The organism is Oricola indica, assembly GCF_019966595.1.
Taxonomy (GTDB): domain Bacteria; phylum Pseudomonadota; class Alphaproteobacteria; order Rhizobiales; family Rhizobiaceae; genus Oricola; species Oricola indica.
In genome coordinates, this window is sequence record NZ_JAINFJ010000028.1 from 1 (window position 1) to 10752 (window position 10752).

Here is a 10752-nt window from a genome sequence, read left to right on the forward strand (position 1 = left end):
GGCGGATGTCGGCAGCCGGCACGTGGCCTTCGATCACGTAGCCATCGACGAGCGCGGTGTGACAAGAGACCATGCGCTGCGGCACGTCGTTATCGAGCTTAAGCTGGACTAGAGAGCCCATGAACATGTCTTCGCTTGTTGGTGTGAATCCATTCTCTTCGAGGTACTCCATCCAAAAGAGACAGCAGCCACAGCCGTTCGTCTTGTAGACCCCGATAGGTGTTGTCTGTGCATGGGCCTGCATTGCTGGAATTGCAGCGAGGGCCAGAACAGGGAGCAGCAATTTCATCGAATAGGACCTTTCGGTTGTCATTCAAGCAATCTCGCTGCGATTTCGGTCTGCGAGAGTATGTGCGCAGTGCTAGGACGTTTCAGGTTTTGCAATCTCCTTCAACGCCCGCTTTATCTTTGGCACGGCGAATTCATGCGGCTCGTGATAGTCGATCGTGGTGACGAACCGCCCCACAGCGTCAAACAAGAAAACGCTGGCGGTGTGGTTCATCGTGTAATTGCCACCCTCGGTCGGCACCCGCTCGTAGCTCGCGCGAAAGCCGCGCGCGGCCGCCGCGATTTCCTCATCTTCGCCGGTCCAGCCCCGGATCGCCGAATGGAAATAGCCGACATACCCCGCCATCGCTTCAACGGTGTCGCGCTCCGGATCGACGGTGATGAAGATCACGTTCAAAACCCCGGCCTCTTCCCCCAGATCGTCGAGCCATCCCGAAATGTCCGAGAGCGTGGTTGGGCAGACGTCCGGACAGTAGGTAAAGCCGAAGAACACCATCGCAGGGCGCCCGATCAGCGTTTCCGGCCCGACCTCGTTTCCCTCGTGATCCGTCAGACTGAAGTCCATGGCGGACAGAGCCAGCGGCCGCTGGCCCACCGGTTCGGGCGCCCCAGGCCCGTCGACTTGCCACCAGCCGACAAAGAGCGCGAAGACTAGCGCCCCGGCACCAGCTGCGCCGTATCCAAGGATCGTCCGTCGCCGCATCAGTCGTTCGGACCTCGCGCAGCGATGCCAAGGATCGGCACCTCGACCGTTACTTCGCCTCCGTCGTCAAAGAGCAGCGTCAACGGATAGGATTCTCCTTCTGTCATCGGCGTCTGCAACTGCATCAGCATCGCGTGCAGACCGCCCGGCTCGAGCGACACGCTTTCGCCCGGCGCGATGGTGATCTCGTCGGCCGGAGCCATGGAACTCACGCCATCGGCATTGGTCTTGGACTCGTGGATTTCGGGCATCATCGCGAGCGGTGTTGTAAGGCCGATCAGCGTCACCGGTGTATCGCCGGTATTGCGGATCGTCATGTAGGCGGCGCCGGGGCGGTTCATGCCGATGGACGCGCGGGACCAAGCGCCTTCGACGACCACGTCCTCAGATCCTGCCAGCGCCGGCGTCAAAGCCCCCGCCCACGACAAAAGCGCTGCCAGCGTGCCGGTAATAGCGAGGGTCCTCATACTGCTCTTCCCATTCTCTTGGTTCAGCTTCGCGCCGCGGCGACTTCAGCCGCCACCAGACTTCGCAGTTCGGCTTCGCCGAACGGGTCGAGCGGCTTGCCGTTCACGAAGAACGTAGGCGTCTGGCGGACGCCCACAGTCTCGACATCGGCGCGGTCCTGGTTCAGGATCGCCACCACGTCCGGCGCAAGCATCTGCGTGCGGGCGGCTTCCGTATCGAGGCCCGCCGTCGCGGCGATCTCCAGGATCAGTCCCGGCTCGGGTGCTCCATGCGACGCCCATCTTGGCTGTTCCCGCAATACCACTTCGAGAACCGGCTCAAAGACGCCCTGCATGCGCGCGGCCTCGAGCACGCGGATCGCTTCCTCGGACGCCGCGCCGTGGAACGGCGTATAGCGGATCACCACGCGCACGGCATCGCCATGCTCGGCCATTATGGCTTCGACCACAGGATAGAAGGCGCGGCAGGCCTCACAGGCCGGGTCGAAGAACTCGACGATGGTGACGGGCGCGCTTTCGGGACCGAGAACAGGCGAATAGGACCGGATCAAAGCCTCCGCCAGTTCCGGAGCCACAGGCTCGGCCTCCGCCACGGGACCGGGGCGTGTTGCGTACCACGTTGCGCCGCCGAAACCGGCGACGCCGAGGGCGAGAACGGAGAGGATCAGGCCGCGTCTGTTCATGTTCGTGTTTCCTTCAGAGAGAGTGCCGACAGCGCGCCGATCAGGGCGAAAGCGGCAAGCGCCATCAACGGGATAGGAATGCCGAAGACCAACTGGTTGTCGTCAGTGCAGGAGGGACCAGCGGCCGTGCAGGGCTGGATGCGCTCGGGGATCAGGCCAACGTAAAGACCCATGTGCCAGAGCGCGACAGCGCCGCCACCGAGCGCAAGCGCGATCCCGTAACGGCCCGCGAGCGGGTCGCGCCACCAAAGGCCGAGCCCGAGAATGATGGCCAGCGGGAACATGAAGGCCCGCTGGAACCAGCAGAGCAGGCAGGGCGTCTACCCCAGCACCTCGCCGATGAAGAGCACGGCTAGCGATGCCGTGAGAGCAATCACCCATGCCAGTCCCAGTGCCGTTTCTCCGGATATTCGGGTCATGTCGGTCAGATCCTCTCTCTCAGATCAGCGAGGATCTCTTCGGCGGGCGTGCCGTAGGGCCAGGACTCGGCGAAGCCTGTGTCTGGATCGAAGAGGAACAGATGCGACGTGTGCCCCATCGTGTAACCGTCGGGCGCAGAGGCTTCTTCGATGCGTTCGAAGAAGATCGGGAAAGTTTCCGACGTCTGGGCAATCTGCTCCGGTGTGCCGGTCAGTCCGATGATGCCGGCATCGAACAGGGGAACGTAGTCCGCAAGCGCCGTGGGCGTGTCGCGTTCGGGATCGATCGTGATGAATATCGGCTGCACCTTTGCCGCGTCATCGCCCAGTCCCTCCATCACGGCCGCGACCTCTGACAGGGTGGTGGGGCAGACGTCGGGACAGTTGGTGAAGCCGAAGAAGATCAGCATGCAGCGTGCCGCGAAATCGTCTTCGGTTCGTACCATGCCCTGATGATCGGTCAGTTCGAACTCCGCGACGAAAGCCGGATCTGCCTCTGATCGCGCGTTGTCGGCGCGATAGTCGGACCCGAGCAGAAGCCACCCGAGCGCGAGAGCTGCAATGCCCACCAATACCCAGAGAACTTTTCTTACCGATGCGAGGGACAATCCGGACTGCCTGTCATTGATTCTTGATTGTTTCGGCGTTTACATCCTCTAGCTACTGTAGATTCAAGCCTGATTGTCCGGCTGCGGCGGGAGGTCACGCGTCTGTGAGTCTTGGACTTGCGCTATCAACCCACCAAACCTACAAGTTTTGTAGGTTCTCTTGAGGGAAACATATGCTGACGATTGGCAGTCTGGCGAAGAAGACCGGCACCAAGGTGCAGACCATCCGGTACTACGAGCAGATCGGGCTCATGCCTGAACCGGGCCGGACGGAGGGTGGGCAACGCCGATACGAGAATGCCGAACTCGATCGGCTATCGTTCATCCGTCATTCGCGGCAACTCGGTTTCTCGCTCGATGCGATCCGGGAGCTCCTCGATCTCAGCGACCATCCGGAAAAGTCGTGCGACGAGGCAGATGCGATCGCCCGCCGGCAACTCCGCCAGGTCGAGCAACGCATGGCGCGCCTGAAAGCGCTTCGCACCGAGCTAAAGCGCATGGTCCACGAGTGCAGCGGCGGGCGAACCGCGGATTGCCGAGTGCTCGAGGTCCTGCGGGACCATTCGGAATGCCTGACCGAGCACGACGACATCGGCGCATGAGTGCCGCAATTGCCTTTCCGCTCGCAGCGTTGGCCGAGATCGCTGGTTGCTTCGCATTTTGGGCGTGGTGGCGTCTTGGCGCATCGCCACTCTGGCTGGTGCCCGGACTTTTCTCGCTTGCCGTGTTCGGCTGGTTGCTTTCGCAGGTTGAGGCGACCGCTGCCGGCAGAGTCTTTGCCGCATATGGCGGCATTTACATCGTGGCGTCGATTGGGTGGATGTGGTGGGCGGAGGGTGAAAGACCAGACAGATGGGATCTTATTGGAGCGGTCATCTGTCTGGCTGGGGCGACGGTCATTCTCGCCGCCCCCCGCAGTTCTTGAAGGACAGGGCTTGAAGCTACAGTCGCTGTAGCCTCTATGTAGACCCTCGATAGATTCGAGGAGATGCATCTTGCCCGCCGTTGACCCCTTGCTGACAGCCACGCGGCTGCTGGATTTCGAAGCCGCCCCTATTGCAGACCTTGTAGCGGGCCGCGGCTGGCAGGCTCTTGGCGAGCATGACCGGATCGGTGCCGCTTATGACTTCGTCCGAAACGAGATCGCTTTCGGTTACAATCGCTCTGACGACATACCTGCGTCCGAAGTGCTGGCTGACGGATACGGCCAGTGCAACACGAAGGGCACCCTTCTCATGGCGTTGCTCCGCGCGCTCGGGGTCCGCTGCAGGCTGCATGGTTTCACTATCCACAAGGCGCTCCAGCGCGGGGTCGTGCCGGAGCTCGTCTATCCTGTCGCCCCGAAAGAGATCCTTCATTCCTGGGTCGAGGTCGAAACCGAGAACGGATGGGTCAACCTGGAAGGCTTCATACTGGACGCGCCATTCCTGGCATCGTTACAACGCGAATTCAGCGAGGCCGAGAGCCTTTGCGGATACGGAGCGGGCACCAGCTGCCTGAGCGCGCCGCCGGTCGAATGGACCGGGCGCGATACCTACATTCAGAAGACCGGCATCGCCAGCGACTTCGGAACCTTCGATACGCCCGACGACTTCTACTTGAAGCATCGTCAGAACTTCGGAATTCTGCGCGACTGGCTCTATCGCCACATCATCCGCCACTGGATGAACAGACGGGTGCGCGTAATCCGGCGAGGACACCTGCCTCGGCTTCCCGGTTTCGCCCAGCCGAACCATCGCCACGAGGAGACGAACCGTGCCGCATGATCACGGCCACGCCCATATCGACCCCGACTCCGGCGATCGACGAGTATCAATTGCGATCTGGGCGAACGGGCTCCTGACCGTCGCGCAGATCGTTGGCGGCATACTTTCAGGCAGCCTCGCGCTGATCGCGGACGCGCTGCACAATTTCTCGGACATGGCGTCGCTGGTCATCGCCTTCGCCGCGCGCAAGATCGCGCGGCGCCCGGCCGACGAGCGCATGACGTTCGGTTATGGCCGGGTCGAAATCGTGGCAGCTCTGATCAACTACACGACGCTGATCTTGATCGGGTTCTACCTGATCTATGAGGGCGGCATGCGCATGATCGATCCGCCCGAAGTGCAGGGCTGGACGGTCGTGATCTTGGGCGGGGTCGCACTGGTCGTCGACACCCTGACAGCGCTCCTTACCTACTCGATGCAGAAAAGCAGCGTGAACATCCGTGCGCTCTTCCTACACAACTTGTCCGACGCGCTTGCTTCCGTGGCGGTCATCGTCGGCGGCTCGTTGATTATTCTCTACGACATGCGATGGGTCGATCCGGCCATCACCATCGCCATTGCGCTCTATATCCTCTACCTGGCTTTCACCGAGATCGGTGGCCCAATCAGGACTCTGATGCTCGGCAGCCCCCCGGACATCGACAACAAAGCCGTTGTCGAGGCGATGCGGGCCGTCGAAGGGGTGTTGGACATTCATCACGTGCACCTTTGGCAGATGCAGGAGCATGAAGCCGCGCTTGACTGCCACATCGTCCTCACGGCCGACGCATGGCCGCAGGTCGAAGACATCAAGCAACGCATCAAGGACCGGTTGAAAGAAGAGTTCGGCATCGGCCATTCCAGCCTCGAGTTAGAACACGAGGATACCGCGCACCACAATGCCGGCCTTTATGGCCACGGCGGAGTGGTCCAAAAGGAGGAAAGACATGTGCACAGAGACGCTGAAGAATCATGATCACGTGTTCGCTGCTACCTTGACCCAATCCGAGACCCGCTGGTTTAGCACCCGCGAACAGGAAAATGCGGTCAACTGGGCGCGCCGCAAATGATGTGCTCCGAAATCGGCGGATTGAAAGTGCCTCCGCAGACCCGGTCCGGAACAGCTGACTCGTTCTCAGAATGCAGCCACCAAACGGTGCGGCAAGCACGGAATCGGCAAAGCGATGCACGGTAGTTGTAGCTTGGTGAGTTGTTGCCGAAAGTCCTCGGCGAACCGCGTCTTGTGGATCTATCAATCCTTGCCGAGGTAGGTTGCTAGCTCCATCCGCCGCCGTAGGTGCGATAGAATCGGTGGGCTCCGATATTGGCAACATTCTCCATTGCATCAGCCCAGCGAGGTCTTACATAATTCGCGAAATAGTGGGTTGCCGAGGCGACATCGGCAATGAATATTTTCCCGGCAGTGACCGCCATCGCGACTTGCTCGGCGAGCTCATACGCTGACCTATCAGCAACCTTTTCAGGAAGACCATCGCACGCGAAAGAAAACTGACAGCGGTTCAAGATCTCCGCGTTCTGATACACTACACCGCAAACCGTGTTCGGAAAGGCGGGATTTCGGACGCGATTCAGGATGACTTGTGCGACCGCCGCTTGACCCTTCGGAGACTCTCCTCGCGCTTCGAAATAGATCCCGTCGGAGAGACATTTTTGCTCGTCCGCCGCGAATGTCTTGGCAGGGAGAGGCGTTTGAATCCACTCATGATCTCCCTCAAGTGCCGGCGGTATGAATCTGTCCTTATTATTATTAGTCTTGGCAAACAGACTGTCGAATGCCGACAGAACATAATGCTCGGGTTCGGCAGGAGCGTAAGCGGTCGCCAAAGCATCAGCGCGATCATTGGTGACCAAGTCCTTGAGGACTTCCGGAACTCCGTCGTATCGATCGTGTTCAGGAGAATGAAACGCGCGTGCGACAGCAAGTTGGGGATCCGGTGTCTCAGGATTTTCCAACAGTCGGAGGACCGGGTCAGAGGGGCGAAAGAAGTACTGGTTCCAGGGTGCGAGATCGGTCAACGACCCTTTTGGTTGCAGTCCGGCGGGACTCGGACGAGACGTCTTTTCCGCTCGGTTTATCCGCGACGCGGTGTCGGGAAACTTTGCAGTTTTTATGGGTGATGCAATTGATGCCAGGTTTAGGGCTGCCGTAATTTGCGGCGCATGGGCTGCCTGCATGGGAATGGCAAGGGTGACCGTGCCCCCTATAAGATACAACGCAGTTAAGTGCGCCGTGTACTTCCGTGTCGCGCTCGCTAACCGGTTCGCTAAAATGCGCACGCTCCCTCCGTCTGGTCGCTAGCCTCGACAATCCATCGTTAACCTTAACGAATCGCTAAGAGATGAAGCGTTCACCTGGCGTCGAGTCCATTGCGGTGCCATTGCGGCAAATCCGCGGCGGTGATGCGCGGGGCATTGACGAGTTAACGAAGCCTTTCTCGCTTGAGTCCAGCCGTAGCGCTCAGCTGGTTCATTTGTGGAGAAACAGACTGCGGCAAGCTCGTGCTTCCCCGATCCATTGATACGCGAACTCTTCGAAACTTAACATTTCCTTAATGTTAGGGATTGGGCGGGAAATGCACATTAAGCGCACACTGCTGAAATCGTTCGTAATCGTAGTCATTCTAGTCACTGGACAATCCCTCACTCAAGCGGCGGCATTGAGAGACTTTATGGAGGTTGGCGACCTTACGTCGCAACCGATCGGACATTATGAACTTTGCCGGCGAATGCCGGGAGAATGCGCTGCTCAGCCCTCGAATGTCCAACCAGAAAATCTCTCTCAATCGCTCCTTGATCGGCTCAAGGCCACGACCGTCGAGGTCAATCGGGCCGTGAAGCCGGTGAGCGATCTCGACAACTACGGTAGCGAGGAAGTCTGGGCCTATCCCGAGGGGCGCGGCGACTGCGAGGACTACGCCCTCGAGAAAAAGAAACGGTTGAGCGAAGCGGGCTTGCCGCCCGGGAATTTACTCCTCACAGTCGTCCGGAAGCCGGACGGAGAGGGGCACGCCGTCCTTACGGTCCGCACCGACAATGGAGACTTTGTGCGTGACAATCTGGACGACCGCGTTCGTTTGTGGCGAGCTATAGATTACGAATACCTGAAGCGCCAGGACACGAAACACGCGGGGCGCTGGGTTACTATTCGCGTAGGACTGGAACCAATTGTAGGCGCAGTGGATTGATCTTTGCGGGAAGATCGAATTTGGTTTGTGCCGAAGAATGCGGCAAGAAGAAGCCGAAAAAGCATGTGGAGTATTTTTTCGGATACGCTGGGAATTTTGACCCGGGAAGAGATGTGATGGGACCCCTTACGGATTAAGGCCGAAGAAGGATCCGTCCCGTCCAGTGGAAATATTATGAGTGATGGCGCCTGGACAACACCTATCAATGAATTGCAGCGCAAGGCCTCTATCAGTGACGCGACCATCTACATCTTTGGGCGGCTCTCACGGCGCAAGCGATTTGAGCGAGTTCCCGGCGGAATTGGGTGGCAACACCCATCCGGCGTCACCAGAAATGCTGGCGCGCCCAAACGGTTTATATGTGCGACGCCAGCCTCAAAAACTGGGCTGCTTCGCAGACTCATCACAACTAGTCAGGTCCCTCACGCGCGGATCACGTCGGCCGGTACGCTTCATTGATCATTCACACCTCGCCGGACGTGGGATGAGCTGTCCGGTATGCCGTGAACGTTCAGCATTACCTGCAACCCTCGCACCCGTGAGGTATGGTGTCTTTGCTATCGCCTCGAGAATTAAGGCGCAATGCGCCTCCAAAACCGCCTGTGGTACCCCATATCCTGCCCGGCGCCACCGAACTGGCCGATTGATAACGCTGGTGACACCTGACGACCGATGAGACGGCTACGCCGATCGCTGATTTCGACGCTTGACGGGTTGGCCAAGCCCGCCGTGAAGCCGCTGCAGCGCGAGGCCAACCGAGCGCGTCGGCTCTCCCGCTGGCCGCCGCACAGCCAGCAAATTGAGTCAGATTGGGTCGCAAAAGAAATGCAAATCGATTCCGACAGCAGAGGAAATGCCCAGGGCTCGTATCTCAATTTACATGATTGGGTACCGCAACTTGTGTCCCTGGCCGTCGATGATGGAGTGGCAATTTATTTTCTGAGGTTTGTAGCCGCGATCGAGTTCGCTTGGTTGGAGGCGTTGCTACCGGCATCGCGAACCCTGCTCTCGCGTACAAGGCTGACCCAGAGATTCGGATCTGTTGATGACTGGCGTTTCAGGAACCGGATTTCAGCCTCCTGCCACGGAAGGACACGTGGTTCGACATTGTCAAGGATGAAGTCCCCCATATCGGTGATCACGGTGAGCACTGCATGCCCCCCGCCGTTTGCATCCCTTCCAACCGTCATCGAAAGAGCGCCAAGCGGAATGCCCGCCTGTTCGTTGAGGATCTTCCGCTTCAGCAGGGCGTAATCTTCGCAGTCGCCAACACCGTCGGGGTACACCCATCGTTCTTCTACACCAAATATCTCGGGATCGGTTTTAGGAACTACAGATGTATTCACGCTGGAATTGACGCCGACGATCTGCCTCCAGCGATTGGGCGTCAGTTTGACGCTGGAACCTTGTGCGGTTCTCTCGCATCGCTTTGCATATCTTTGGCAGTATTCATAGTAACCAATCGGAATCGTCGTCGGACCGAACGTGGCCATGCTCGAGCTTGCCCCTTGATCTGGATTCAGGTGAAACGCATTGGCACTGGCGGAGATCGTCGAAACGATGACCACGAAAACAGCGACTAATAACTTCAACATGGACCATCTCCCCGTTTTTCTAGTACAGGGGTAGTCTAGGATAACTCTTCGAAGATCCGTCCAATTTTCGCAGTTGCATTTGAGCCAAAAGCTTCAGTTCGCGTAGACGAAGTGTAAACTACTTGCGAATTTAGAAGAGTCGTGGTGCGCGCGACCGCACGGAAGAATTCTGGAGCTGTCCGATTGCAGGGATGGTGGCCGGGGAGGGCCATGCTCTCCAAGAGCGCGCGTCCTGATGAATGAGGGTGTTCGCCTGCAAACTTACTGCTCACGGGTTTCAAGAAATCCAACGAAGAGGGGTATGCAGTGCTCACCGTGATCACCGAAATGGCGGGCTGAGTCCTCTAGAATCTTACCGATGACATTCTTCTGTGGGACGAGACCAACAGTCTGTTTCTGAAGAGGCAGTCGACCTGTTTCACTGGACGCTGGTTGAGCATCCGCGACGGTGATGCACCGCTGGTGAATGCACTGCATTGATCCGCCGCTGCATCCCTGCCGCACCCTGGTGGGGGAGGTTGGCGCGAGAGCGTCCGACCGATCTGCAACGGGTGGGACGACCTAAGCTGTCGCTCGTCGCCGTGTACTCAGTGGTAGCGATGGCAGTTCTTAGACTTCCACGGAGAGTTAACCGAGCCATACCGCTCTTGAACCTTTAGCCGCTACAGGAACTACACTCTCCGCCAACGCAACAAGGCTGCATTTGTGCTGGCTTCCAGAGTAGGGAACGCCCCTGCGCCATTTGAGAGGTGTCAAAATGCTCACCGCTGCCTTCTTCATCACCCTCACATCCTCGGCGCTTCTGGTTGCGCTACTGTTCTAGTCCATCGCGAAGCCGGCCCAGTGTATGTGGCCACCTCCCTCCGGGTAGCCGGGATGGCAGTTTCTCGGTGGTGTGGGTGCTGATCGGCTTGCTAATCATCGGAGCGCTTTACATTGGTATCGCCGATTGTAACCAGTCTAGGGTCCAGACTCATTCAGACCCAGAACGCGATGAGAGTGGCAAGCGCGACAGCGGACAGGAAGTTGCGGGCGAGC

Annotated in this window: 13 protein-coding genes; 5 read left to right on the forward strand and 8 right to left on the reverse strand. The window is 58.8% G+C overall.

Annotated elements, in window-relative coordinates; all coding sequences use genetic code 11:
• The 6 genes from LC343_RS24545 to LC343_RS24570 form a co-directional block, all read right to left on the reverse strand.
• The coding region (locus tag LC343_RS24545; RefSeq protein WP_274385178.1) for a DUF411 domain-containing protein at positions 1 to 313 on the reverse strand (313 nt) is incomplete at its 3' end.
• 48 nt (positions 314 to 361) lie between these two features.
• The gene (locus tag LC343_RS24550; protein ID WP_223479786.1) at positions 362 to 991 is read right to left on the reverse strand and encodes an SCO family protein; all 630 of its coding nucleotides are present in this window, start codon (positions 989 to 991) and stop codon (positions 362 to 364) included.
• On the reverse strand, positions 991 to 1458 hold the full coding sequence (locus LC343_RS24555) for a copper chaperone PCu(A)C (protein ID WP_223479787.1): 468 nt from the start codon (positions 1456 to 1458) through the stop codon (positions 991 to 993). The genes LC343_RS24550 and LC343_RS24555 overlap by 1 nt, the downstream gene beginning before the upstream one ends.
• 23 nt (positions 1459 to 1481) lie before the next feature.
• Positions 1482 to 2141, reverse strand: a complete 660-nt coding sequence (locus tag LC343_RS24560) for a DsbA family protein (protein WP_088672126.1) — start codon at positions 2139 to 2141, stop codon at positions 1482 to 1484.
• A complete protein-coding gene (locus LC343_RS24565) occupies positions 2138 to 2452 on the reverse strand; it encodes a disulfide bond formation protein B (RefSeq protein WP_223479795.1) in 315 nt (104 codons plus the stop codon). Before LC343_RS24565 ends, LC343_RS24560 begins: the two co-directional genes overlap by 4 nt.
• A 113-nt stretch (positions 2453 to 2565) precedes the next feature.
• A complete protein-coding gene (locus LC343_RS24570; RefSeq protein ID WP_223479788.1) occupies positions 2566 to 3168 on the reverse strand; it encodes an SCO family protein in 603 nt (200 codons plus the stop codon).
• Positions 3169 to 3341: 173 nt separating this feature from the next.
• Here LC343_RS24570 and LC343_RS24575 point away from each other — a divergent pair, with 173 nt between their 5' ends.
• From LC343_RS24575 to LC343_RS24590, 4 genes are all read left to right on the forward strand, one after another.
• Positions 3342 to 3770, forward strand: a complete 429-nt coding sequence (locus tag LC343_RS24575; RefSeq protein WP_223479789.1) for a MerR family transcriptional regulator — start codon at positions 3342 to 3344, stop codon at positions 3768 to 3770.
• Positions 3767 to 4093, forward strand: a complete 327-nt coding sequence (locus LC343_RS24580; RefSeq protein ID WP_091846789.1) for a YnfA family protein — start codon at positions 3767 to 3769, stop codon at positions 4091 to 4093. Before LC343_RS24575 ends, LC343_RS24580 begins: the two co-directional genes overlap by 4 nt.
• 70 nt (positions 4094 to 4163) lie before the next feature.
• A complete protein-coding gene (locus LC343_RS24585) occupies positions 4164 to 4934 on the forward strand; it encodes a transglutaminase-like domain-containing protein (protein WP_223479790.1) in 771 nt (256 codons plus the stop codon).
• Positions 4924 to 5889: a cation diffusion facilitator family transporter gene (locus LC343_RS24590; protein ID WP_223479791.1), complete on the forward strand. Its 966-nt coding sequence runs from the start codon at positions 4924 to 4926 to the stop codon at positions 5887 to 5889. Before LC343_RS24585 ends, LC343_RS24590 begins: the two co-directional genes overlap by 11 nt.
• A 299-nt stretch (positions 5890 to 6188) precedes the next feature.
• Here the strand turns inward: LC343_RS24590 and LC343_RS24595 are convergent, their stop codons facing one another.
• Entirely contained in the window at positions 6189 to 7211 is a 1023-nt protein-coding gene (locus tag LC343_RS24595; RefSeq protein ID WP_223479792.1) for a cell wall hydrolase, read from the reverse strand.
• 296 nt (positions 7212 to 7507) lie between these two features.
• Between LC343_RS24595 and LC343_RS24600 the strand changes: the two genes are divergently transcribed.
• The gene (locus LC343_RS24600; protein ID WP_223479793.1) at positions 7508 to 8119 is read left to right on the forward strand and encodes a transglutaminase-like cysteine peptidase; all 612 of its coding nucleotides are present in this window, start codon (positions 7508 to 7510) and stop codon (positions 8117 to 8119) included.
• Positions 8120 to 9051: 932 nt separating this feature from the next.
• Here LC343_RS24600 and LC343_RS24605 read toward each other — a convergent pair.
• The gene (locus LC343_RS24605) at positions 9052 to 9714 is read right to left on the reverse strand and encodes a transglutaminase-like cysteine peptidase (protein WP_223479794.1); all 663 of its coding nucleotides are present in this window, start codon (positions 9712 to 9714) and stop codon (positions 9052 to 9054) included.
• Positions 9715 to 10752: the final 1038 nt, after the last annotated feature.